Source organism: Helicobacter pylori, from assembly GCF_001653455.1.
Taxonomy (GTDB): Bacteria; Campylobacterota; Campylobacteria; order Campylobacterales; family Helicobacteraceae; genus Helicobacter; species Helicobacter pylori_A.
In genome coordinates this window covers 1461342-1485316 of record NZ_CP011486.1, presented here as the reverse complement: position 1 = coordinate 1485316, position 23975 = coordinate 1461342, and the positions used below count along the sequence as shown (strand labels likewise).

At 39.1% G+C, this 23975-nt stretch carries 22 protein-coding genes; 1 reads left to right on the top strand and 21 read right to left on the bottom strand.

Annotated elements, in window-relative coordinates; genetic code table 11:
- Nucleotides 1–4 precede the first annotated feature (4 nt).
- Nucleotides 5–262: an RNA-binding S4 domain-containing protein gene (locus tag AA977_RS07075; protein ID WP_033604402.1), complete on the bottom strand. Its 258-nt coding sequence runs from the start codon at nt 260–262 to the stop codon at nt 5–7.
- A gap of 101 nt (nt 263–363) precedes the next feature.
- On the opposite strand from AA977_RS07075, the gene AA977_RS07070 reads away from it, so the two are divergent.
- On the top strand, nt 364–984 hold the full coding sequence (locus AA977_RS07070) for a hypothetical protein (RefSeq protein ID WP_064435109.1): 621 nt from the start codon (nt 364–366) through the stop codon (nt 982–984).
- A 665-nt stretch (nt 985–1649) separates the two neighbouring features.
- Here the strand turns inward: AA977_RS07070 and AA977_RS07065 are convergent.
- The 20 genes from AA977_RS07065 to crdR all read right to left on the bottom strand — a co-directional run bounded on the left by AA977_RS07065 (nt 1650) and on the right by crdR (nt 23932).
- Nucleotides 1650–2381, bottom strand: a complete 732-nt coding sequence (locus AA977_RS07065; protein WP_064435108.1) for a TerC family protein — start codon at nt 2379–2381, stop codon at nt 1650–1652.
- Between the two features lie 6 nt (nt 2382–2387).
- Nucleotides 2388–3344 (bottom strand): magnesium/cobalt transporter CorA, encoded by a 957-nt coding sequence (corA, locus tag AA977_RS07060; RefSeq protein WP_000248507.1) that lies wholly within the window; start codon nt 3342–3344, stop codon nt 2388–2390.
- Between the two features lie 15 nt (nt 3345–3359).
- On the bottom strand, nt 3360–4568 hold the full coding sequence (locus AA977_RS07055; RefSeq protein ID WP_064435107.1) for a phosphoglycerate kinase: 1209 nt from the start codon (nt 4566–4568) through the stop codon (nt 3360–3362).
- Nucleotides 4569–4583: 15 nt separating this feature from the next.
- Entirely contained in the window at nt 4584–5576 is a 993-nt protein-coding gene (gap, locus tag AA977_RS07050; protein ID WP_064435106.1) for a type I glyceraldehyde-3-phosphate dehydrogenase, read from the bottom strand.
- 85 nt (nt 5577–5661) lie between these two features.
- Nucleotides 5662–6363, bottom strand: a complete 702-nt coding sequence (ung, locus tag AA977_RS07045) for a uracil-DNA glycosylase (RefSeq protein WP_064435105.1) — start codon at nt 6361–6363, stop codon at nt 5662–5664.
- Complete coding sequence (locus tag AA977_RS07040; protein ID WP_064435104.1) at nt 6360–7073, bottom strand: 1-acyl-sn-glycerol-3-phosphate acyltransferase; 714 nt, start codon at nt 7071–7073, stop codon at nt 6360–6362. The genes ung and AA977_RS07040 overlap by 4 nt, the downstream gene beginning before the upstream one ends.
- Nucleotides 7060–8226 carry an SH3 domain-containing protein gene (locus tag AA977_RS07035; protein ID WP_064435103.1) on the bottom strand — a complete coding sequence of 389 codons (1167 nt, stop codon included), beginning with the start codon at nt 8224–8226 and terminating at the stop codon, nt 7060–7062. The genes AA977_RS07040 and AA977_RS07035 overlap by 14 nt, the downstream gene beginning before the upstream one ends.
- A 6-nt stretch (nt 8227–8232) precedes the next feature.
- Nucleotides 8233–9612: a S41 family peptidase gene (locus AA977_RS07030; protein WP_064435102.1), complete on the bottom strand. Its 1380-nt coding sequence runs from the start codon at nt 9610–9612 to the stop codon at nt 8233–8235.
- Between the two features lie 241 nt (nt 9613–9853).
- On the bottom strand, nt 9854–13339 hold the full coding sequence (locus AA977_RS07025; RefSeq protein ID WP_064435101.1) for a type ISP restriction/modification enzyme: 3486 nt from the start codon (nt 13337–13339) through the stop codon (nt 9854–9856).
- A gap of 23 nt (nt 13340–13362) precedes the next feature.
- On the bottom strand, nt 13363–14184 hold the full coding sequence (nadC, locus tag AA977_RS07020; RefSeq protein WP_064435100.1) for a carboxylating nicotinate-nucleotide diphosphorylase: 822 nt from the start codon (nt 14182–14184) through the stop codon (nt 13363–13365).
- The gene (gene nadA / locus AA977_RS07015) at nt 14184–15194 is read right to left on the bottom strand and encodes a quinolinate synthase NadA (protein WP_064435099.1); all 1011 of its coding nucleotides are present in this window, start codon (nt 15192–15194) and stop codon (nt 14184–14186) included. The genes nadC and nadA overlap by 1 nt, the downstream gene beginning before the upstream one ends.
- The gene (locus AA977_RS07010) at nt 15184–15987 is read right to left on the bottom strand and encodes a phosphatidylserine decarboxylase (RefSeq protein WP_064435098.1); all 804 of its coding nucleotides are present in this window, start codon (nt 15985–15987) and stop codon (nt 15184–15186) included. The genes nadA and AA977_RS07010 overlap by 11 nt, the downstream gene beginning before the upstream one ends.
- The gene (locus AA977_RS07005; RefSeq protein WP_064435097.1) at nt 15981–16487 is read right to left on the bottom strand and encodes a DUF6115 domain-containing protein; all 507 of its coding nucleotides are present in this window, start codon (nt 16485–16487) and stop codon (nt 15981–15983) included. Before AA977_RS07005 ends, AA977_RS07010 begins: the two co-directional genes overlap by 7 nt.
- 12 nt (nt 16488–16499) lie before the next feature.
- A complete protein-coding gene (locus AA977_RS07000) occupies nt 16500–16994 on the bottom strand; it encodes a hypothetical protein (protein WP_064435096.1) in 495 nt (164 codons plus the stop codon).
- The gene (mqnP, locus tag AA977_RS06995) at nt 16987–17829 is read right to left on the bottom strand and encodes a menaquinone biosynthesis prenyltransferase MqnP (protein ID WP_253764826.1); all 843 of its coding nucleotides are present in this window, start codon (nt 17827–17829) and stop codon (nt 16987–16989) included. The genes AA977_RS07000 and mqnP overlap by 8 nt, the downstream gene beginning before the upstream one ends.
- 111 nt (nt 17830–17940) lie before the next feature.
- A complete protein-coding gene (locus tag AA977_RS06990) occupies nt 17941–19257 on the bottom strand; it encodes a ComEC/Rec2 family competence protein (RefSeq protein WP_064435094.1) in 1317 nt (438 codons plus the stop codon).
- Nucleotides 19254–20714, bottom strand: coding sequence for a replicative DNA helicase (locus tag AA977_RS06985; RefSeq protein WP_064435093.1), 1461 nt, complete (start codon nt 20712–20714; stop codon nt 19254–19256). Before AA977_RS06985 ends, AA977_RS06990 begins: the two co-directional genes overlap by 4 nt.
- A gap of 11 nt (nt 20715–20725) precedes the next feature.
- Nucleotides 20726–22120 (bottom strand): bifunctional ADP-dependent NAD(P)H-hydrate dehydratase/NAD(P)H-hydrate epimerase, encoded by a 1395-nt coding sequence (locus AA977_RS06980; protein ID WP_064435092.1) that lies wholly within the window; start codon nt 22118–22120, stop codon nt 20726–20728.
- A 2-nt stretch (nt 22121–22122) separates the two neighbouring features.
- Complete coding sequence (crdS, locus tag AA977_RS06975) at nt 22123–23310, bottom strand: copper-sensing histidine kinase CrdS (protein WP_154811957.1); 1188 nt, start codon at nt 23308–23310, stop codon at nt 22123–22125.
- Nucleotides 23291–23932 (bottom strand): copper response regulator transcription factor CrdR, encoded by a 642-nt coding sequence (gene crdR / locus AA977_RS06970; protein WP_064435090.1) that lies wholly within the window; start codon nt 23930–23932, stop codon nt 23291–23293. The genes crdS and crdR overlap by 20 nt, the downstream gene beginning before the upstream one ends.
- Nucleotides 23933–23975: the final 43 nt, after the last annotated feature.

Genomic DNA, 23975 nt, shown 5'->3' with positions numbered 1-23975 from the left:
TGTTTCATTGATCTTTTACTTTGGGAGCGATATAAAGGTGCGTGTCTTTTCGTGGCACATTTTTTAAAGTAGGGATTTGTAAAATCGTGTATTCTTCTATCCCCTTTAAATAGTGCAAGCTAATTGCATCGCCTACTTTCACTTCTTTACTGGGCTTAGCGCAACTCCCATTGATCCACACCGCCCCCACATTACACATATCTGTCGCTAAAACGCGCCGTTTCACTAAACCCACTGATTGTAAAAATTTGTCTATTCGCATGCGTTTATTTTACCCTATTCTTTAAGTTTTTATCCATAACTTATAAGGGTTTTAGTTTTAGCATGTTAGCATTCAACCACCATTCTTTTTAAGGAATTTGTTTGAAGTTTCATGTTGTGAGTTTGTTATTGGCTCTTTTATTGGCCTCTTGTTTGCCCCCTAAAGGCCATCATTCTGGTTTAGTGGGTATTTATATCGCGCATCAAGGCCAAAGCGTGCGCACTTATTGGCGTAAAGTGGATAGAGAAGCGATCACTAAACACAATGAATTACTTGAAAAAAACCCTAAAATAAAGCTCAAAGACCCTAGGGGACCTTTATTCATGCTAGGGAGTAATCGTTTCATGCTTTTATGGAAAAACAGCTACCCTTTAGCTAAAGTCCAATCCATCAAGCTAGAGCCTGGGTTTTATTACTTGGATTCTTTTAGCGTGGAAACTCAAAAAGGCATCTTGCAAAGCGCTCCTGGCTATTCATACACCAAAAACGGCTATGACTTTAAAAACAACCGCCCCTTTTTCCTAGCCTTTGAAGTCAAGCCTGACAGCAAAATAATCCTCCCTAGCGTGGAATTGAGCCTGATTAAAACCCCTAAAGGCTTTTTAGGGGTGTTTTTATTTGATAATAATGAAAAGGGGGCTAGCGCTCAATGGATTGAGGGGAGCTTGAATTTAAAGCTTAAAAACGCTTCTTTAAAAGATGCATGGGAGTTGGAGCAATGAGGTATTAAAAACACTCACAAACAGCAAGCGATAGTTTTTTAAGGCGATCTTATGGGTTAGGAGATTTTAGTTAGGGTTTTAAGGGGGATTATTGCCCCTACTCTATTAAAAATGAGCTTAAAGCAACCAAAACCCTATTTTTAAAATTCAAATAAGGCTTATTTTTAAAAAATTTTTAGATAGTTTAAAATCAAAGGCTATCTAAACGCTCCAAAAGACCCATTAAAATAACCCTTAAATCCATCTATCTTATAAAATCAAGTTTTTGATTGGTCTTTTTCTTTTGCGCTACCATTCTTTGATGCGGTTTGGGTTACTATTTCCCTGACTGTTGGTAGGGGCTACCCCATTAAATGGTTTTAATTCTTATAAAGCTCTTAGCCTTCCCCTACTTTTAGGGCTATGTTTTCGCTCTTTGTGTTTTTTTTTAGTCTTTTATTACTAATATTAGGTTTGTGTTTGGTGGGTTATGGCGTTTGTTTATGATTTTGTTTTATTAAGCGTTGGTTATAAAAGAGCTTGATTTTAATCAAACAATAATTTTTAAAGCACTTTAGAATATCGCAAAATACCCCCCTACTTATGAATTTCGCTAAAAATTTAGTTGCCCGCACTTAAAAAAACGCGAAAACCTTTTATAAATAATTCATTCAATCTTAAAAAACCTAGCTTTTTTTGATTTTCTTTTCTATGAAAATGTTTAAGCATTCTATGAGCAAGGCAAAACCAATACCCGCATATAAATAATTTTTATCCACATGCAAATGCAAGCCTTCTAAAAACAAGAACACGCCCACAACGAGCAAAAACACAAAGGCTAAAGTTTTGACACGATAGTGCTTTTCAATAAAATCGCCAACGATTTTGGAAAAAAACATCATCACGATTACAGACAAAACGATAGCAAACGCCATGACTTCTAAGTGTTTAGCGATCCCAATAGCCGTGATCACGGAGTCCAAAGAAAAGACAATGTCTAAAAATGTGATTTCTATTAAAGTGATGAAAAAGCCAAACGCTTTTTTTTGGTGCTTTTCTTCTTTAGGGCTAATCTGATCTTTTAATTCCACTAACGCCTTAAAAGCCAAAAACGCCCCCCCTGCAAGCAGCACCACATCACGCCATGAAAAATTCATGCCCGCTATAGTGAATAAAGGCTTTTGCAAATGGCTGATGAAAAACAAACCCCCCAAAAGCCCTATGCGCGTGAGCATCGCTAAACCCAAGCCTAAAATCATGGCCTTATTTTGCTGGTGTTTGGGGAGTTTATAGACCATCACCGTGATAAAAATGATGTTGTCAATCCCTAAAATGATCTCTAAAAGCGTGAGCGTAGCCAAGGAGACTATGCCATGCGTTGTAGAAAGAGCGTCTAAGAGTGAAGATAAAAACTCCATGAAGAGTTATAACCAGCCCTTCTTTTTGAAATAAATCACCGGTAAAATCGTAGAAATCGCCATGATAATCAGCGCGAAAAGATACCCGTATTGCCACTCCAATTCTGGCATGAATTTAAAATTCATGCCATAAATCGTGCCGATCAAAGTGGGGGGCATCATCGCCATGGTCGCCACAGTGAAAAGCTTGATGATTTTATTTTGTTCCACATTGACTTGAGAAGCGAAGAGGTTTTGGATGTTATCAAGCGAGTTGAGGTTGACCGTTGTAGACTCCACTAACGAGCTAAAGTCGGTTAAAATGATATTTAAGTTATTTTTCGTATCGCTATCCACTTTATTGCTCCTTAATAAAGCGGTGATAATGCGCCGTTTGTCAAAAAAAGAATCCCTTAAAGCCACATTAAATTCTTGCAAATTGGACAAACGCACTAAAATATCATCATGCGTAGAAGTTTCTTTGAAAATGATGTTTTTACGCAACAAGCTCGTTTGTTTGTTGATCCACTCCAAACATTCCACGCCTTTTTCAAAATACACTTCAAAGATTTTGGTTAAAATGTCAAACCCGTCTTCAAATTTTTTAGGGCTAGCCAAAACCTTTTTTTGGATAGAATCAAAGATTTCTAAAGTCCCATAATAGATCGTGAAAAGAATGTTGTTAGACAAGATAAAGGTCGCCATTTCCGTGTGGAAAGTCTCATTTTCATCTTGATTGGTAAAAAAGGCGTTGATCGTAACGCTGGAGCTGTCTTCCCAATATTTAGTTACTGATGAGACTCTTTGGGAATGATCCGTGTTGTAGTGGATAGCGTATTCTTGGCTTAGAGTGGCTAATTCATTAGGCGTGGGGTTGATTAATTCAAACCACAAAACCTCATTTTCTTCTATATCAAAACCATTGAAATCATTAAAGCGTTTTTTAATGACAAATTTTTGCTGTTTGAAAAACACATTCACCATAAGCGATCCTTAGAGTTAATGGCGTTTATCCAAAACCTCAAAACAAGGTAAAATTTTGCCCTCTAACAATTCCAAACTCGCCCCCCCACCGGTAGAAATAAAGCTCATGTTGTCCTTTTCGCCCGCGCGATTGATTGCATCAATGGTATCGCCCCCACCCACGAGCGAAAAAGCGTAGGTGTCAGCGATTTTGTGGGCTAAAAAGGTCGTGCCTCTAGCAAATTCTTGTTTTTCATGCACGCCTAAGGGGCCATTCCATAAAATGGTGGGCGCACTCTCTATGACTTCAGAAAATAATTTCATGCTCGCAGGCCCTATATCAGCGATCTTGTGTTTAGGCTCAATGTCTTGAACGGGCGAAATTTTAATGTGTTTGGGGTTAAGAATATCATCAGTGGTTACGGCGTCTATGGGCAAATAGACTTTGACTTTTTTTTCTTTTGCGCTTTGTAATAATTCTAGGGCGTCCTTTAATAAAGCGTCTTCTACAGAAGAATCTTGCACATCATAGCCTAAAGCTTTTAGGAAAGTGTTGCTCATCGCTCCGGCAATAATGAGCTTGTCAATGAGATCTAAAATGTTTTTCAATAAGGTGAGTTTGGAGCTGACCTTAGCCCCCCCTACAATCAACAATAAAGGGCGTAAAGGGTGGTTGAACGCTTGATAAAACGAATCAATTTCTTTTTTGAGTAAAAACCCGCTCACTTTGATAGGGGCGAATTGTGCCGTGCCGTAAGTGCTGGCATGCTTTCTGTGGCTCGTGCCAAAAGCGTCATTCACAAACACATCGCACAAGCTCGCTAAATCTTTAGCCAGGTTTTCATCATTTTCTTCTTCGCCTTTTAAAAAGCGGATATTTTCTAAAAGAAAGATCCTTGTGGGCGCGTTTTCGTTTAAAGCTTGTTTGAGTTGCGCAATATTTTGAGAAAAAATCACTTCATGATTTAAGAGTCTTTCAAGGCGTTTTAAAAAGGGCTTTAAGCTCAATTTTTCTTCAACCCCTTTAGGGCGGCCCAAGTGGCTCACTAAAATAATATCCTTAGCCTTATTGTCAATGCAATATTGAATGGTAGGCAAGCTCTCTCTAATGCGCGTGTCATCAGTAATATTCAAATTTTCATCTAAAGGCACATTAAAATCCACTCTAATAAGCACTTTTTTATGATTGACATCCACTTCTTGAATGTTTTTAACGTTTTGCATAAACGACATTTTAGCTAACATGAAAAATCCTTTCTTTTAATTTTGTGCTATATATTGCGCCATGTCTATCAAGCGCTCGCTATAACCCATTTCATTATCATACCATGCCAATACTTTAGCATTTTTTTCGCCTATTGTCATGATTTGATCATCAATGATAACCGCGCTAAAAGGCGAAGAAATAAAATCGCTTGAAACAAGCCTTTCTTCATCAACACTCACAATCCCTTTAAAGGCATGCTTGCAAGCTTCTTTAAACACATGCTGAAGGCTTGCTTTACTCACGGCTTTTTTAAAGCTCAAAGACAAATCCACCAAGCTCACATTAGGGGTAGGCACTCTAATCGCAAGACCTGTAATCTTAGGACCTAGGTGCGGTAAAACTAGCGAAATAGCCTTGCTCACACCGGTGCTTGTAGGGATGAGATTTAAGCCAGCCGCTCTAGCGCGCCGAATATCCTTGTGTTTGGTGTCTAGGAGGTTTTGATCGTTGGTGTAGCTGTGAATGGTCGTTAAAAGCGCGTTTTCTACTTTAAAGGCTTCATCTAGGATTTTTAATAAAGGAGCGGTAGCGTTAGTCGTGCAAGAGGCGTTAGAAATCACGCTTTCGTTATGGTAATGGGTGTGATTCACCCCATAGACAAAGGTGGACGCATTTTGTGCAGGAGCAGAAATAATGACTTTTTTCACGCTGTTTTTAAGATGGGCGCTTGAAGCTTCTAAGGAATTGAATTTGCCGGTGCATTCTATGACAATTTCTGCGTTAGCGACAGAAAAATCAAGTTTGTTAATATCTCGCTCGCTCAACACTGCAATCTTTTTACTATGCCCAACACTCAAAGTCCTATCAGCATTCAGCTTGGCTTCAAAATGCCCATGCACGCTATCATGGCGGAGCAAGTGCAAAAGAGTTTCTGTTTCAGCGGTAGAATTGATTGCAACGATTTCTATATCTTTTCTTTGGCTGGCAACTCTTATAGCGCACAAACCAATGCGCCCTGTCCCGTTGATAGCGATTTTAATTGGCATGTTTTCCCTTTATTTAAAAATTGGTATTTTATCACAAATGCTCTTAAATAAAAACATTCTTAAGGGGTTCTATCCTAAACATTAATCACAAACTAAAATCAAAATCCTTGCGATAAATTTCTCTATAAGCTTTTTGAATGTTTGTAAAAACCCCACTCCCTAAAAACCCTCTAGCCAGTGGGCTTGGGTGGGGGGCTGTGATGATGGTGTGTTTATTTTTAGGGATTAGCGCGATCTTTTTTTGGGCGACTTTCCCTAATAACACCACGATTAAAGGGGAAGTCGTTTCAAAAAGACGCGCTAATACCCTATCGCTAAAATTTTCCCAGCCAATATATTGGTGCGAAGCGGCTTGATTTTTTTCCACGCTTAAAATGGCGTTCAATAACAGCATGCCCCTTTTAGCCCATGCACTCAAATCCCCACAACAAGGCACAGGCACGCCTAAATTCGCATGCAATTCTTTAAAAATATTCCTTAAACTTGGAGGGATGGGGGCGTTTTTTCCCACGCTAAAACTCAACCCCATCGCCACAGGCAATTCTTGATTGTTTTCTAGGTAAGTGGAATGGTAGGGATCTTGCCCTAAAAGAATGATTTTCACCGCATAAGGGGGCGTTAGATTGAATGCATGAAACAAATGCGAGCTTTTAGGGAAAATGGTTTTAGGGCTTTTTAGGGCTTCTAGGTAGCGTTTTTCTATTTCTAAGAAATAAGGCTTTTTCAATTCGCTTTGCAAAAACTCCCGCCAAGCTAGGCTTAAAGGAGCGTAATCAAAAAGCTTCATGCGTTTAATTCATGGTAGTGCTTCAAATACTCTTTTTGCATGCGTTCTTCTAATTCTTCATACCAGGTGGGCGAGTTAAAATCAGGCGTATAACCCTCTAGCATGACCAAACGGGTGCGGGCCTTATAGGCTTCTAGGGGCTTGGAATTAAAGATTTTAATGGAATTGATTAACACCATCGGCTGGATTTTGAGCTGGAATTTTTCAGCGATGATTTTAGCCCCTTGCTTGAAAGGGAGGAATTTTTCTCCTCCTTTTCCCCTAGTGCCTTCAGGAAAAATCACTAACGGGCGGTTTTGGTTTAGTTTTTCTTGACACGCTTTTAAAAGGCTCACGATCCCCTTTTTATCTTCTCTGTCAATTAAAATCATTCCGGTATCCGTTAAAGCATGCCCATAAAAGGGGATTTCACCCAGCTCTTTTTTAGCGATCCAACAAATATTGCTAGGGTGGTAGGCTTCTAAATAAATAATGTCTAACAGGCTTTGGTGGTTTAAAACAATGAGTTTAGCGTCCGTATCAAAAGCGCCTATTTTTTCTAAAGTAACCCCTGTGAGAGGGAAAAAACATGCGCAAGTTTTACGGCTGGAGCGCGCGTTATTATTCTTACGATTAAAATAATTGAAAACAATGATAACAGCTAGCCCTATAGCGATCACTAAAGCCCTATAAATCGCTCTCAAACGATTGGACTTTTTATTTGATTTCATCTTTTTTGACCCATCCTATTTGTTCATGCGGTGTTAGAATTTTATAATAATCATCATGCGAGCCTAAGATTTTAATGGGCATTTCATTTTTAGAAAGCCCTAAAATGGTGGAATTTTGCGTGGGCAAAATGCGGATCTTTTTGTGAGCGAGCAAAACGGCTGATTTTTGTGCAAATAAAAGATGATACAAAACAAACCCCAAGCACAAAACCCCAAGCCCTAAAAAAATGAGTTTGCGCCCAAAAATAAAAAACAACACCAAGAAAAACACGCATAAAGCGAGCAATGCCACATTAGAAAAGACTAAAAAATTGTTTTTAGGGACGAGATCGCTTTGAATACCGGTAGTGTCTTGAGTGGGAATGACAGAAAAAGACAAAGTCTTAAACTGCCTGTTAGAAAGCGAAAAATAATCAAAAGAAAGGCTTTGAAGGGTTTTAGGCAACACGCAATAATAAAAAACGCTGCCTTCTTTAGCCTTGATTTGATTCAAAGAGGCGTTATCAAACCCCTGTTTGATCGCTTCTTTAATGTGAAAATCTTCCCAAGTGGCTTCTTTGAACGCTAATTCCATCACCAAAATATTGTTTTTATCGTCATAATCTTTGGTTTTGTATTGCAAGACTTGCAAATCTTTCGCCATGATTTTTGCATAACGAGGGTTTTGGGATAAATCCGTTACTTGCAAAGTAACCTTTGGGGCTATGGAATGATCTATGTATTTGTCTTTATTGGAAAACGCGCTCACTTCTAAAGGCGGAATGCTCGCTTTTACGCCCTTAATCTTGTAATAATAAGTCGCTCTAAAAAGCTCTTGTTCCACCTTTTTCCATTTAGGCATTTTATTTAAAAGCTCAATTTGGGTTTTATCCAACCCGTCTTTGATTTTGGCTTCCAAAAACTCTGCATCAAACAACAATAAATCGTAAGTTACGCCTATGGTTTGACCGATATAAACCGGGTTGTTTTCTAAATCTTCTAATTGGGGGATTTTCACATAAGCCACTTTAGCCTTGATTTCTTCTGGCTTGTTTGCATTTTGATTGGCATCATCAGCCGCCAAAAAGGTGGCTAGAAGGCTTAAAATCAAGCTAATGATTTTGATTGAATGGATACAAAAACCCATTAATGATTTTTCAAATAAAAACCCCATGAGTTTTTATTTCTTCTTAAGCGCTTTTTCATCCATTTTTTCATCAACGATAGACCAGGTTTTCAAGCTGTCAATAGCGGTTTTCAACTGAATGTCATCGTTGATCATTTTAGGAGTAACCTCTTTTTCTTCTTCGCTTTTTTCGCTTTTTTTGTTTTTATCCGTATTTTTAGAGGTAGAATCTTTATTGGTATCATCAAGTTTTTTAAGCTCTTGCTCTAAATGGTGTTTCAAATCCGCTTCTTTCAGACTGAATTTGTTTTCATTTTCTGGGGCTTTACCCGGATAAATCACAATATCAGGCGTGATGCCTTTAGCTTGAATGGTGCGCCCACTGGGTAAATAGTAACGCGCGGTCGTGATTTTAATGGCTTCATCTTTATTGACAGGGAGCAGCATTTGCACGCTTCCCTTACCAAAGGTTTTTTCACCGATAATCACGGCCCGTTTGTGATCTTGCAACGCCCCTGCGACAATCTCGCTCGCACTCGCTGAACCGCCATTGACTAACACCGCTATAGGCAAATTGGTATAAGGGGCTCTGCCATTGGCTTTGTATTCTAAATTTTCTTCTTTATTCTTGCCTCTTTGAGAAACTAAAACCCCCTCTTTAATGAAGAGGTTAGACAAGCCTACCGCTTGGTTGAGTAAGCCTCCAGGATTGCCCCTTAAATCCAACACAATCCCCTTAACCTTAGGGTTAGCTTTCAAGCCGTCTAAAACCGATTTGGTAACATTTTTATCAAAAGAATTGACTCTCACATACAAATAGGGGGTTTTTTCAATCTTTTTCACATAAACAGACGGGATTTTAATAATGTCTCTAACGATATTAAACACCAAAGGTTTTGGCTCGTTTTTTCTTACAATGGTGATTTGGATAGGAGTTTTTGGCTTGCCGCGCATGAGGTTGATTGCATCATCAATGCTCATGCTTAGCGTGCTTTCGTTGTTGATTTTTAAAATATTATCGCCTGATTTAACCCCAGCCTTGTAAGCGGGAGTGCCTTCTAAAGGGGCAATAACGGTCAAAACCCCATCGCGCATGCCCACCGTGATCCCAAGCCCCCCAAATTCGCCCTCGGTTTGGGCTTGAAATTCCTTAAACTTCTTTTCATTCAAATACGCTGAATGCGCGTCCAAATTAGAAAGCAAGCCTTCAATCGCTTTAGTCATGATCTCAGAAATGCTGATTTTATCCACATATTTTTTTTCAATTTCTGTAACCACATTCGTGAAACGATTGAACGCCTCCACCCTTTTAGCCGCTAATTCTTGCGGATCTTCTTTAGTCGGTTTGGCCGGCTTTTTTTCCTTAACTTCACCAGCATGCAAACTCACAGCAAGAGAAACCGCTAACAACCCTTTAAAAAGTCGTTTTGTCATCTTTAATAACACCACCCATTTTTGAGATTAGAAAGAATCACCTTTAAGGTTTTATTCAATTTTTTGCGTTTATTCTATCTAAAATTTAGATAATATGCCCACTCATTCACTCATTTTAAGCCTAAACAACAAAAACGCATAACTCCCTGATCCATTCAAATGCAAATCGCAAAGCATGTTCGTTACAAAAAGATTAGAAATAGGGCTTACTTTAGAGCCTCTATCGCAAATAAGAGCGAGATTAGATAATACAGAATAAGGGGAAAACCGATCCCCCACCTCTGCGGTAGATGTTGTTATCGCTTGCGTTTCTACTGATGAATGCGGCATCAAAGTCAGAGTCTCCGATGGCTTTGGCTTGGCGCGATAAGATAAGGGCGATATTGGCGTTAAATGGGGGGGGGGGTGGATTTTGCAAGATTTCTTGCGTTAATGCTTTATGATTATTCCCTTCTAAATGGGGTAGGTCGCTCGTTAAAATACCCAGCGTTTTTTGGATTTCAATCGTGCGTGCGATGACTTTAATGATGTTAGTTACATGATCAAAGTCGCAAGGCTCGTTTTGATGGCTTTTTAAATATTTGTCTAAAACGCCATACCCCCCTATCATGTAATCATTAATTTCTTTACTCACCCCCTTAAAATAAGCGCTGCTATTGATATAAAGGCGTTGTTCTGGCTCGTTATAAGAGGGCTTTTTGGAGATCATGGGGTTACGCTCGTGCACTTCTTTATAGTAGGATTCGCCTATGGTAGCGTCTTTTAATTTTTCAAAGCTGTAATTCAGGCTTTCTTGGTTTAAAACATGCAAGCCGATCAATTCAATCCCTAAAAGGCTTAAGGCTCTAAATAAGTCTTTATTGTTTGTGAAAAGGATTTTAGGGTAATCGGCTTTGAGAAAGTCTTCATAACGCTTGCGGTAGTTTGGGGAATACAATAACGCATAAATATAGCCTAAAACCTCTAGCGGCTCAAAAGCGTGGTTATAATGCTTGTCTATAAAGTTTCTAAACTCTGGCGTAAAATTTTCGGTGTAGTTGGGGTTGTTGAATTGATAAAGGGGGTAATTAACTCCTACCCCCATGCTTCCTGCCGAAGCTATTAGATTTATATCAACTAATTCTTTATGCACCATCACATAACGCCATTCGCCATGCATTTTGCTTTGTCGTGGGGTGTTGAGCACGACATTTTTGCGCGTTTGATTGGGTGTTTTAGAGCTTGTTGGGGGGGGGGGGGGTAACATGTGCTTAAAAACTTCGTCTCGTGGATAAGCGATAAAAGACTTTGATTTACCGGTATAATAAGTGTAGTAAAAATCAAAAGGGCGGTATTGGCACAAAACAATGTATTCTTCTAGGTTATTAGCATTTGCTTTAACATCTTTAATAGCATATTCTAATCGCCAATCTCTGCCATCTTTTTTGATTTCATATTTTCTGCGTAACTCGCTAGGCTCTAAGGTTGAAAAATCTTTTAAAAGCTTTAGCAAGCTTTCTTTTTCTTTATGGAAAACGACATGATCTCGTTGAGAACAAATACCGGTGCTTCCAACTTGAAACATCTCCTGAACGCTAAACCCTTGCTCGTATTCCTCTATCAAGAGCGTTTCTTGGGGTATGAGTAAGTAAAAAGGCTCTCTTGGGGTAAGCTCAAGCCATTCAATACTATTCAAATCGTTTTGGGCTAAAAAAGCGTATTTTTCAGCCCTTTCGCCATACACATCATAATAAAAGATTTTTGGCTTGGTTGCTTGCGGGCTTTTGACAAAGAGGTTAATGGAGACGCCTTGCATGATATTGAAAACGTTTTCATCTTTTGTGTTTTGTGGGGTTAGCTCCTTTTTCCTAGCGCCTCCATGCAAGTTTAAGATATAAAGCTCATCGTAGCATCCTAAAAGAGAACGCCTTAACCCCCTAAAAGTCGGGTTATCTAAAAAGCTGTTGTTAGAGATGAAGCCAAAAAGGCCATGCCCTAATGATTCGATCTTGTTTTGAGCGAAACGCATGAATTTCACGTAATCATCTAAAAGCCATTTAGGGTTTTTCTCCTTTTGCAGTTTGTATTTAGAATGGAGGTTTTTAAGTGTCTTTAGGGCTTTTTTGCTGTCGTCTTCGTGACCTTGTTTTTGGGCTTGAATGTTCTTTAAAAGCGTTTGGATTTCGTCGGTGAGTTTAACATTTTTCTTGGTTTCTATAGTTTGAAATTTAGGCTCTATGCCGTAAGTGGCTCTCACTTCCCATTCAAACAAGCCTTTATTGCTGCTCGCCCCGCTATAAGGGGGGTTACCGGTGATGATAAGGATCTTTTCATCTTTCTTAATTTCTTGAGCGCTTAAAAGTTCTTTTTCAAAAATCGGGTTTAGCCCCCGATAAGCGGCGATCTCACTAGGCTGTATGAGGGTGTTGGTCAAAACGATTTTGAGTGCATCGTTTTCTTTGAGAGGCCTTTTAAATTCCTCCTTAAAGGCTTGACTGAGATTCAAATGAGCGATCGCATAAGGAGCGATCAAGTATTCAAACCCATAAAATTGCTTTAAGAGGTTTTGGTATTTGTCTTCTTTAGTGGAGATGCCCCCATCGCTTGTTTTTCTCACTTCTAACGCTTTTTTGAACGCTTCCAATAAAAAAGTGCCTGTGCCGGTAGCAAAGTCTAAGAGCTTGATGTTCTCGTTATCTAAAGCGCTTTTTAAGCCTAAGGGAGCGTCTTTGAAATGCGTTTTGAGCAGGCTATCCAAAGCGTTAATGATGAATTTCACCACAGAATCTGGGGTGTAGTACACGCCCTTCTTCTCTCGCAATTTAGGGTCATAAGCGCTTAAAAAGGTTTCATAAAAGTGCAAATAAGGGTCTTTATCGTCATTCAAATCTTTAATAATAGAGCCCATATCAACATGATTGATTAAGATTAAAATTTCATCTAAAAGCCATTGGATTTCTCTGATCCCATCAAGCCTCTTTAAAAAATCCGCCATCTCTCTGATCACGGCGAAATTTTTAGGGATGGAGCTCCTCACGTTATCCCAATTGATTTTTTCAAAGGGGTGGTTGAGCTTGGCTAGAAAAAGGCTGTAAGTGAGCGTTTGAGCGAATGCATCGCTAAAATCTTCAAAGCTCAATTCTTCATAAAGATATTCTTTAAAATTGTTAAAAATGCTAGAAACTTGCGGTTTTTCTTGGTATTGGATTAAAGCGTTTTTTAAATGCTTGGTGGGCGCGCTTAAATGCGTTGCAAAATCTTTGGCGTTAGCGATAGGCGCTGCTTCATAGTTGAAAAAGCCTCTAAAAAATTCAATGAGATCGCGCTCGGTTTGTGGTGTGGGTTTTAAGGGTTTAGAGGGTTCATCAAGGCTAGCGATAGAGATTTCCTTTTTAATTAAAGGCTTATCCTCTTCATCTTTCCCTACCCACACGAAATTAAGGTAATCGGTGAGCATGAGGTTGGGATTCAATTCTAAATATTTAATGATTTGATCGCTTTTTAAGAGCTGGCTAAGATTAGTCCCTACCCTTTTATTTTCTATATAGCCGATGTTAAGCCCTTGATAAGAAACGCGAAAATCAGGCTGACCCCCTTGTTTGTCTCTGTTAGGCTCATGTTCAATCTTAAATTCTTTATTGAAATTGTCTTTTAAACTTATAAGTAAGTCTTCTAAAGGGCGACGGTGCATGAGTTCGTTCTCTTTAGGCGTGATGTTTTTAATGCCTTCTAAATATTTTTTTAGCATATCAATAACCCCTTTTAAAGTTTTTAAGCCATTTTCATGTGCATGTCAATAAAAGTGGCTTGATGGATTAAAGCCCCTACGCTAATGGCATCCACGCCGCTTTGAGCGTAAGCGTTGATGCTCTCTAGCGAGATATTCCCACTCGCTTCTAACAAGACAAAGGGGTAATGCGCCTCTCTGTAAGCGGCAATTTCTTTTGTCTCTCCAACGCTCATGTTATCGCACATCACAATATCCGCTCCCGCATTCATGGCGTTTTTAGCCTCTTCAAAGCTTTCGCATTCAATTTCAATTTTAGCCGTGAAAGGCAAATTCTTTCTGGCATGCGTTAAAAAGCTTTTTAAATCTTTCACATGCTTTAAATGCGTGTCTTTAAGCATTAAAGCGTCATCTAGCCCTAAGCGGTGGTTGCTCGCTCCCCCATTAAGCACGGAATATTTTTCAAAGATCCTTAAAAGGGGTCTGGTTTTTCGTGTGTCCAACAAACGCACCTTGTGAGAATTTAAAGCTTCTACAAAACGACTCGTTAAAGTGGCGATCCCGCTGCTGTGTTGCAGCAGATTTAAAAGGGTGCGCTCAATCTTTAAAAGCATGCTAAAATCCCCCCTAATCTCCATTAAGGTGTCTTTAGGCTTGAAACGCTCTTTATCTTTAATGTTTTTAACGCATTCAATGCCAGTCATTTCCAACAATTCTAAAGCGTATTTTTCGCCTGAAAACACGCCCTCTTGTTTAGCCCTAACAAAAGCCGTGGCTTTAAAATCCTTTTCTAACACCCTTTCAAACAAATCCCCATGCCCTAAATCTTCTTTTAAAGCGCATTCTAAAAAGGCTCTAATTTCCATTATGACAACTCCATCATTTTAGTTAAAGCGAGTTTGGCCAAGCGCGCTACCTCATCTTTTAATTCAATCGTATTATAAGCCCTATGGTTTTTATAGGCCTTTAAGACTTCAAACAAATCTTTTAAAGTCGTTTCATTCATGGTAGGACAGAGCGCTAGCGTGCTAGAAAGGATAAAAGTGTTTTGATGGTTTCGCTTGGCTTTCAAGCGGTTGACTAAATTGCTTTCAGTGCCTATGGCGACTTTTTGATGGGGGCTTAACTTTTCTACAAATTCTATGATTTGACTCGTTGATCCGCTAAAATCAGCATTTTGAACTACGCTAGGCTCGCACTCTGGATGGACAGCGATTAAAATATCCGGGTATTTTTGGCGGTAAAATTCAATGTCTTCTAATTTGAAGAGCTGATGCACCGAACAAAAGCCGTTGTAACAAACCACATCAGCGTTTTTAATTTCTTCTTGACTATTCACGCCTAAAATCGCGCTTTTTAAACCATTTTCTAGGGCTAGATTTTCCCCCAAACACCGATCGGGTAAAAAAAAGATTTTTTTATTTTGTTTTAGGGCGTGATCAAAGATTTTAGAAGCGTTCCTGCTGGTGCAAACCACGCCGTTATCTTTGGCGACTTTGGCTTTCACCTCAGCGTTAGAATTGATATAAGTGATAGGGTAAAATTCTTTAATCCCGTATTCTTTTAAAAGGCTAACGCTCTTATCATAATATTGGCTGTCTATCATTCTCGCCATAGAGCAGCATGAGAGTTTGGGCATGATCACTTGTTTGTTATAGGCTAGGGCTTTCACGCTCTCACCCATAAAATGCACCCCGCAAAACACGATGAGGTTTTTATCGCTTTGGCTTGCGATTTTAGCCAATTCCAAGCTATCGCCTGCATGGTGGGCTAATTTTACAATCTCATCTTTTTGATAAAAATGAGCCACTAAAAGCGCGTCCAAATCGTTTAACAATTCTAAAATAGAAGTTTTTAAATCGTTATCAGTTGGCATGAAATTCCCCTATACTTTCCCCAAACTTCACGCTTTTTTCCCTTAAATCTTTAAAAGCGGTGTTTTGAATGAATAAAACAATGGTAGATCCCATTTCAAAATTCCCTAAATTATCCCCCTTTTTCACCTTAATGGGAGGGCTGTAAGAATAGGTTTGCGTGAAACGGGCTTTAGCGTTAGTTTGGATATTTTTATCAAAATTAAACCGCATTTTACCCACATTCAACGCCCCTACCGCCACAAAATACAATTGATTGCCTTGAATGTCTCTTGCAACAAGCGCCACCCTTTCATTGCCCACGAACAAATTTTTGTTTTTATTTAATGAGGGCTTATTGACTGGTAATAATTTCCCCACAAAATAACGAGCCTCTAGAATTTCCAAATCGCAAGGGGCGTGGTAGTGGTGGTAATCTTTAGGCGAAAGGTAAAAATTCACATAGAAAAAAGAAGAATCTAAGGGGTTGATTTCGCCCACCAATTCATGCGCTTTATAGGGCATGCCTTTAATCTGTAAAGCAGTATCGTTGTCTAAAAAAGTGCATTCGGTGATCAAAGAATCGCATGGTGCAATGCAAATATTAGGGGCTTTGTCAAAGGGCCGTTCTTTTTTTAAAGAGCGTGTGAAAAGAGCGTTCAAACTCTTATAATTTCCCAAAGGCTCAAACTCGCTCAAATCAATTTTAAAAATCTTAACATAAAGGGCGTTGATGCATTTTTGGATAAAAGAAGGGAATTCATAGCCAGCCAAAAAGCCAAAAACCCTTGAAAGAGCGTTGCTTAAAGCTACCATTTTAACCCTGCCATGTTCAGTATAAATTCCACTTCGCCCTTACTCACTTTAAATTCTTTGGAAATAGAATCCACGCTATAACCTTCTTGATACATTTTCAAAACCTGTTTTTCATTGATTTCATCGCTAGCGGCATAATGCCCCATGTCTTTGAATTTGTTTTCTAAAATAATGATTTTTTCTTCTAAATAATCGCACTCTTTATCCATGGATTTTTGGATTTCTTGCAACTGGCTATAAAGGTGCGAAAGGGTCGTTTTTAATGAGCTATCCTCTTTAGCGCTTTTTTCTAAAGAAAGGCCTTCTAAACGCCCCTCTAATTCTTTCAAGCGTTTAGAATAAATGTAATTTTCTTGATAGGATTCGTCTAAGGTTTTTTCTAAACGCCTCATTTTATGGTAAAACTCTTTTTCTTTAAAATACAAATACCCCACCAAGCACACCAACACCAATAAAATCGCCCCTAAAACGACCATAAACACATCATTAGAAGATAACATGATTGCTCCCGTTCATAATTTTAACCCTTTTCTTTCGCTATGGACAATGAAAGAATCATAACGCTTAATGTCTAGGGCGTGCATGCGCGTGATTTCTAAAACGCTCTTATCCCTAGCCACGCCAAAAAAGGCTAGGATTTTCCCTTCTAACACGCAACGCCCGTAGTAAGTTTGAGGCGCTATCAAGCTTTGTTTTTTCACGCAAATTAATCCATGCCCTAACGCTATGATGCGGTTATCTTGCTCCAATCCAAGCAATTTTTCCTTTAAAAGCAAGCTTTCTAATTTTTCTAGTTTAAGATACATTGCTTTGAGCAATTCCAAAGTGTCGTTTTCCACTTTCAAGCGTGAAAAATCAAAGCCAGAATTTAACAAATCAAATTCTTCTAAGATCGCTAAAGAGCGTTTGCTTTTAGAAATAAACCTTTCATAAGAAAGCGATAGATCGCATTGGACTAAACGGGTTTCAAACCCTAAAGCTTGGGTTTTTAAAACCAACTCATGCATGTTTGAACCCCACATCAAGGACGATAAAAATAAAAAACACCACCCCCAAATAGCCATTACTCACAAAAAAAGCCTTAGGAATGTTTTTATAATCCCTAGCCACTAAGATCTGTTCATAGAGTAAAATCAAGGCTGAAACCCCCAAACCTAAATACGCAAAAAGCCCCCCATTATAGCACTTTACAAAAAAAAGCCAACATATCAGCGCTACAAGGTGCGAGAGCCTTGAGAGATTCAAGCACCATTTTTCCCCTAATTGACTAGGAATGGAAAACAAGCCCCTTTCTTTATCAAACTCCATATCTTGTAAAGAATAGAGCAAGTCAAACCCTGCCACCCATAGCATCACCCCTAAAGCCAAAAAAACATTCCATAAAGGGATCGCGCCTAAAACCGCCACACTCCCGGCAATGGGGGCTAGCCCTAGAGCCAAACCCACGATAAAATGCGCCAAAGAAGAAAAGCGTTTGAAATACGAATACCCCCCTAAAATGATTAAAAAAGGCCAAGAAAGCTTGAACGCTAAAGGGTTAATGAAATAGCTCACACCCACGAATAAAAGGGCGTTTAAAGCGCTAAAAACCACCATGCCCTTAACGCTAATCCGGCCATCTACGCTTGGGCGGTTTTTCGTCCTTGGGTTGTCCTTATCAATATCTCTATCCACTAAGCGGTTAAACCCCATAGCGAAATTTCTCGCCCCTAGTAAGGCTAAAAAACAAAGGATTAAGGTTTCTAGCCCAAAAAAGAGCGTTTGATTTTTTTGATAGGAGCTTATGACCATAGCCATGAGTAAAAACATGCTAGAAAATATCGTATGCTCCAAAGCGACCAATTCGCTTAAGGCTTTGATTTTGTGCGTGATTTTTTTAAGCAATTATTTGATCCCTAGTAAATGACTTCTATAAACCCTTAAGGCACGCTTGAATTTAACATGATATTGCCCTTAACCCCCTACCATTGAACTAGGCATTATAATATATTGATAGCAACAATACAAGAAAAAGCCCGCGCTTAAAACATGCATGCTTAAATAGACTTTAAAAAATCGCGCGCTTAGAATCGTTAAAAACAAATGCACCCCTAAAAGCCATAAGGGCGAAAAAATAGAGATTGTGGGGATTATTAAAGGCATGCTTAACATTTGATCCAATAAAGACCCCAAACCCACCGCATGCAAGAACAAACTCAAAGGGAAAAACACGATAAAAACCAACCCTAAAGGAATGCTAAAAAGTTGGTAGGGCGAAAACATAGGGAAAAAGGCATGCACAATAATGAGCATGTTTAAAAACACCAGCGCGCTCAAGCTTACAACTTGAAAAAATCGCATCCAAAAAGAGGGGGTTTTAAAAAAGGCTTGAGTGTGTTTTAAAAATAAAAAGATATACCACACCCCGCAAACAGAAAGCAAAAACCCCACGCTAAAGAGCAATTTAGGAAGCAGAGCGATAGCGATACAGCATGCTAAAATCAAAAGTTTAAAACTCAAAATCCTTACCCCAAAAAAGCATGCCAAAAACCCTAATAAGCCCATTAAAAACGCCCTGAAAAAAGAGGGTAAAAAATCTAACAGCAATAAATACCCTAGCAAAAAAACCCACACCAAAACCCCTATATCATAAAAAGCGTTCCTGTAAGGGAAATAGCGTTTTTGTAAGGGAGTATAAAAGAGAGAGAAAAGGAAATACACGCTCGCGCTCAAAATCCCTAAATGGAACCCACTAATGGCTAATAAGTGGTTGATCCCTAGCGCGTTGGCTTTGTCTCTTAAATCTTTATTCAAGCTATCCCCTATAAAAAGCGCTCGATACAAATTGCTAACCAAAGCGTTTTCATGGACGCTATCAATCAAGTGGCGCAAGTAAGATTTAAAATCATGTTTGCGTGTTAAAGAAAAAGAAAAGGTTTGAAAAAAGCATGATTTTAACGACTCCAAAAACGAGCAAGGCTTGATTTTGCCAAAAAAATGCGCATGGCGGTATTGGAGGTTTTTTAAAGGCTCTTTAATGGTGGTGTAAAAAATCATGCCTTTAGATTGGAGTTTTAAGACGAAATAGGATTTTTGGTTGTTCGTTTTAGGGTATTGCAACAAGATTTGAGCGTCCAAACTGGTAGGTTTTGAAAAATCAAGCTTTTGGTAATTCAAGTATTCTACATAGAGGTTAATGGCAAACAAAAGGCTTAAAACCACCCCACACCACAAGTATTCTTTGGGGGTTGAAAGAAGTTCAAACGCCCCTTGAAAGGTTTTGTCTTTCAAGTTATGGGCATTTCAAATTTAGTTTCTTGCCCTTCTTCTAAATGAGGATCTATAGGCATGTCTTCATAGCGCGTGAAAGGAGCGTTAAAGCGCGTATATACCGTTCCTGTAGCCCCATTCCTATTTTTAGCCACAATGATTTCAGCCTCTTCAATGCTGCCATTTTGCTTATGGACACGCCTTTCTTCATTAACCTTTAAACGCAACTCTTGCGCTTCTTCAATCTTGCCTTCTTTTTTAAGCTTGTCTATTTTGTTGTCTTCAGCCCTCACTTGATAAATATAGCCTCTATACAAAAATAAGACAATATCTGCATCTTGTTCAATCCCCCCGCTGTCTTTAATATCTGAAAGAATGGGGCGCTTATCGTCTCTGTTTTCTAGGCTGCGGTTGAGTTGGACTAACGCTATAATAGGGATTTCTAATTCTCTGGCTAAAGTTTTAAGCTCCCTTGAAATTTCAGCGATTTGCTCATGGCGTTCTTTAGTGGCTTTGCTCCCTGACATGAGTTGCAAATAGTCAATAAAAGCGATCCCTAATTCCTTGTGCTGGGATTTAAGCTTTCGTAGTTGCAAGCGGACTTGATTGATCCCTAAATAACTTTTATCATAGAAAAAAAGTTTTTTTTGAGAAATATCATCAAAACATTTGGCTAAATTTTCCCATTGATCATCATCAAGCCTCCCGCTTTCTAAATCATGCATGTTAATGGAAGTGAGGCTTGATAACGCCCTTAAAGCGAGTTGCTCCGCTGACATTTCCAGGCTAAAAACCGCTACCCCCCTATCGTCATTGAGCGCGGATAAGACCATGTTCATCATCAAACTAGTCTTACCCATAGACGGCCTTGCGCCTATAATGACTAAACTCCCTTGATTAAAACCGCTCGTGTAATTATCCAATTGAGCAAAGCCAGTCGGTATACCGGTAACTTCTAAACTCCCCCTTTTTTGGTTTTCTGTAATGAGATCCATCGCACTTGCAAGCACTTCTTTAATATCCCTAAAGCCCTCTATCGTGCTGCCATTTAAAAGCGTATAGACTTCTCGCTCTATGGCGTTTAAAATATCGCTGGATTTTTGCGAGCTTTCTAGGGATTGCTCTCTAAGGGTGTTGGCTAAAGTAAGAAGTTTTCGTTTAATGGAGGCGTTTTTAATCTCTTCTATATGAGCTTCAATATTGTCTATGGGGCTTGCCGCAAAAATAGCGACTAGATCTTCTTCTTTGATTTGCTTGTCTTTAGACATTTTTTGGCGGATAAAATTCTCATCGACCGGGTAATTTTCTTCATGGAGTTTTAAAGCGATTTCAAAAAACAATCTATGGGGCGGGTAGTAAAAATCGCTAGGCTCTAAAACGCTATGGATCTCTTCAATCTTATGGTTTGCAAACACAATGCCTGAAAGCACGATCCTTTCAATTTCTAGCAATCGTTGCGATTGTTCCACGCTATTCATTATCCATCCTTTTATAATAATTGAATCTTTTCTATCAAATCTAGGGGCGTTAAAGCGTAATCGTTTTTAAACTCTAAACTCGCTATAGCATGCGCTAAGCTTGCGTTAATAGCGGCGTCTAAAGGCGTGTGTTTTTGAGAAAGCAGGCTCAAAATAAGCCCTGCTAACACATCGCCACTCCCTGCTTTAGCCAAAGCCACGCTCCCTAAAGTGTTGATAAAAACCCGCCCTTGATGAGCGATTAGGGTGTTAGCCCCCTTTAAAAGCAAAACCACTTTGGGGTATTTTTGAGAAAAATCCCTTGCGATTTCTAGCTTGTTGTCCAGTAATTCTAGCATGCTTATGTTGATCCCCACTAATTTTAATAACGATAAAAACTCTTTAGGGTGAGGGGTCAAAACGGCTTCTTTTTCTAGGGCTTGCAACACTTCTTTGTGGTAAAAAACGCCCGCATCTAAGACGCATGGAGCCATCTCAAGCCATATTTTAAAATCCTTTGGGATATTTTCTAAACCCATGCCAAGAGCGAACGCGCTTGTTTGGTTAGGGAAATTTTCACAAAAAACCAATTCTAAAGGCTTGTTACTAGAAGTTATCTCGCATTCTAAAGCTTGGACACTCACCACTCCAGCCCCAAAACTTAACGCGCTCAATGCACTCAATAACCCCGCCCCGCTATGCTTGCCTAAAAGAACATGCGCATGCCCATAATCGCCCTTATGAGCGTTTTTTTTCCCTCTTAAAGGCAATTTGAGATCGCTTTTTTCCAATAAAAAAGTGTCTGTTGGGCTTTCATAAGTGCCATGAAAAACCCCCAAATCCCCCACTTTCAATTCCCCCACATAGTCTTTAGCCCTATCGCTTAATAAACATGATTTAATCGCGCCCATGCTGACAGTCGTATCCGCTTTAAACGCTCTTTTATCCACTCTGCCTTTAGAATCTATCCCGCTAGGAATATCGCAAGCGATTTTAAAGCGCGCGTTTTGAGAAAGGCTTTCAAAATTTAAAAACGGCTCTAATTCGCCCTTAAAAGCACTCCCTATCACGCAATCTATTAACGCATCGCATTCTAAATCGGTATGATTTTCTTCCCATGTTTTTATGATTACCCCTACTTTTTTGGCCCTTTCTTTTTGCAATTGGCACATGGGGCTTTTTGCCGGCTTCATTTCAAAAACTAGCACCTTAAAACGCCCCATTAAACGCCTAGAAAGCGCATAGCCATCGCCCCCGTTATCCCCACTCCCGCAAAGGATAATGACTTTAGAACCTAAAGCAGCGTTTTTTAAAACCGCCCTTTCTAAAGCCATCGCAGCGTTTTCCATTAAAACATCTTCGCTCAAAAGCAATTCTTCAAGCGCCCTTTTATCTAGGGCATTCACTTTTTCATACACTGAAAGCATTTTTATCCTTGAAAATAAATACAAAACGAATTTTCATGAAACGACCCTTTTAAAGAAGGCTCGCTGTGAATTTCTAAACGCATTTTATACTTTTCGCACACTTTTTTCACTAAATCTAGCCCTATACCATAACCCAACACGCTAGAATTGAAACGCGCATAACGGATGCTCAATTCAGTGATCTTGTCTTTAGGGATTTCATACCCTAAATTTTTCACTTTCAAAAACTCAGGCGTTAGCTCTATATGAATATACCCATGCACCACGCTGTATTTGATCGCATTCATTAATAGATTACTATAAAGCGAAAGGAAATCCTGCTCTTTAGCCTTAAACTCCACCCCCGCTAAATCGCTTTTAAATTCCAGCTTGTGGTAATCTATCATCTCGCTAAAAAGCGTGTTTTCTTTAATGATTAGGGCTTTTAAATCTAAAAGCATGGGGGATTCGTGCTCAATATCTTGCATCACTAAATACGAAAGCGAGCGGTATAAAAAACTCATGCGCTGGATAGCGATTTTAATGCGGCGGTGTTGTTGGCTGTCTTCTAAAGTTTTTAAGGATAGAACTAAAGCGCTCATGGGGGTGTTTAATTCATGCGTGGTGTTTTTTAAAAAATGATCAATGCGCGTGATTTCATTCCTGATGGGCTTTAAAAACAAACGCCCTAAAAACACAGAAACCCCTATCACGCATAAAAACGCTACGACAAACACTAAAATAATATTACGATACAAAGAAGAAAAATGAAGGGGTTTAGCGTTTTTAAAAAGCATTTTAGCCACGCCTAAATGAGCGAAAGTTTCATCAGTCATAAGGTAATACTCCCCCTTAAAACTAAAAAAGCCCACTTCTTTATGGTTTTTAATCAAATCCGCGCTTTCAGGGATATTGGAATACAAAACACGCCTTTGATTATCAAAAAGGGCTATGGAAGCGTCTTTATAGCGTGAAATGAGGGCGTTTAAAGCGTGGTGGTAATTTGCATGCGTTTGCATGTGCAATTGGATCACTTCGCTAGCGATTTTAGAAGCCATTTTGTCCATGTCCATGCGTATCATTTTGATTTTTTCGTTTTTTTCATAGTTGAACGCTAAGATACTAATCACCAGCATTAACACAAACGAAGAGCCTAAATAAGTCCCTAAAAAGAGTTTGAGGGATTTTTTTTCATAGTGGGTTAAAGCGATAGCCCACCCCCTTGTGCGTTTCTATGCAATTTTTCCCTAAAAGTTTGCGCAACACTTTAATGTAAGTGCGTAAGGTGGAGTCATCAATCGCTTGATCCCATAAGTTATTTTCTAACACTTGAGAGCTGATGATTTGCCCCTTATGCTCTAAAAAATACTCTAAAAGTTGAGCGGTTTTAGGCGCTAGGATTTCTTTTTTCCCCTTAATATTCAAAGAATGCTGGGAATAAAAAACATCAGGTGCAATTTCTATAGGATCATCATTGAAAAATCTTTTAATGCGCGCTTCTAATTCGTCCAAATCAAAAGGCTTTTTCAAATAATCGCTCGCCCCTAAATTAAAAGCGTTTTTTAAAGTGGTATTATCTTGCAAGGCGGTGATAAAAATCACAGGTGCAGAGATTAAAAAATCGTTTTTGATGCGTTTAAACAATTCCAAGCTATTCATTTCAGGCACTTGCACATCTAAAAGCAAGAGGTTAAAACGCTCCACCGAAAGCCTTTCATAAGCCTCTTTCCCGTTAAAAGCGCAAAACACTTCATAGCCCAAATGCTCTAAAAATTCCTTAACGCTCTCGCTCAAAAGGTAATCGTCTTCTAGTAAAAAAATCTTTTTTTGCATGGGGGTATTGTAGCGCTAATTCTATAGCCTTTATACCAAAAGC

Coding starts and splice junctions, on each gene's coding strand:
- AA977_RS07010 (WP_064435098.1), bottom strand. CDS start 15,987: ATGGTAGCTTTAAGCAACGCTCTTTCAAGGGTTTTTGGCTTTTTGGCT.
- gap (WP_064435106.1), bottom strand. CDS start 5,576: ATGCCAATTAAAATCGCTATCAACGGGACAGGGCGCATTGGTTTGTGC.
- nadA (WP_064435099.1), bottom strand. CDS start 15,194: ATGCCAACTGATAACGATTTAAAAACTTCTATTTTAGAATTGTTAAAC.
- AA977_RS07075 (WP_033604402.1), bottom strand. CDS start 262: ATGCGAATAGACAAATTTTTACAATCAGTGGGTTTAGTGAAACGGCGC.
- AA977_RS07025 (WP_064435101.1), bottom strand. CDS start 13,339: ATGCTAAAAAAATATTTAGAAGGCATTAAAAACATCACGCCTAAAGAG.
- AA977_RS07065 (WP_064435108.1), bottom strand. CDS start 2,381: ATGGAGTTTTTATCTTCACTCTTAGACGCTCTTTCTACAACGCATGGC.
- AA977_RS07040 (WP_064435104.1), bottom strand. CDS start 7,073: ATGAAATCAAATAAAAAGTCCAATCGTTTGAGAGCGATTTATAGGGCT.
- AA977_RS07005 (WP_064435097.1), bottom strand. CDS start 16,487: ATGTTATCTTCTAATGATGTGTTTATGGTCGTTTTAGGGGCGATTTTA.
- crdR (WP_064435090.1), bottom strand. CDS start 23,932: ATGCAAAAAAAGATTTTTTTACTAGAAGACGATTACCTTTTGAGCGAG.
- AA977_RS06985 (WP_064435093.1), bottom strand. CDS start 20,714: ATGAATAGCGTGGAACAATCGCAACGATTGCTAGAAATTGAAAGGATC.
- AA977_RS07055 (WP_064435107.1), bottom strand. CDS start 4,568: ATGTTAGCTAAAATGTCGTTTATGCAAAACGTTAAAAACATTCAAGAA.
- AA977_RS07030 (WP_064435102.1), bottom strand. CDS start 9,612: ATGACAAAACGACTTTTTAAAGGGTTGTTAGCGGTTTCTCTTGCTGTG.
- AA977_RS07000 (WP_064435096.1), bottom strand. CDS start 16,994: ATGCATGAGTTGGTTTTAAAAACCCAAGCTTTAGGGTTTGAAACCCGT.
- AA977_RS06980 (WP_064435092.1), bottom strand. CDS start 22,120: ATGCTTTCAGTGTATGAAAAAGTGAATGCCCTAGATAAAAGGGCGCTT.
- corA (WP_000248507.1), bottom strand. CDS start 3,344: ATGGTGAATGTGTTTTTCAAACAGCAAAAATTTGTCATTAAAAAACGC.
- AA977_RS07035 (WP_064435103.1), bottom strand. CDS start 8,226: ATGGGGTTTTTATTTGAAAAATCATTAATGGGTTTTTGTATCCATTCA.
- ung (WP_064435105.1), bottom strand. CDS start 6,363: ATGAAGCTTTTTGATTACGCTCCTTTAAGCCTAGCTTGGCGGGAGTTT.
- nadC (WP_064435100.1), bottom strand. CDS start 14,184: ATGGAAATTAGAGCCTTTTTAGAATGCGCTTTAAAAGAAGATTTAGGG.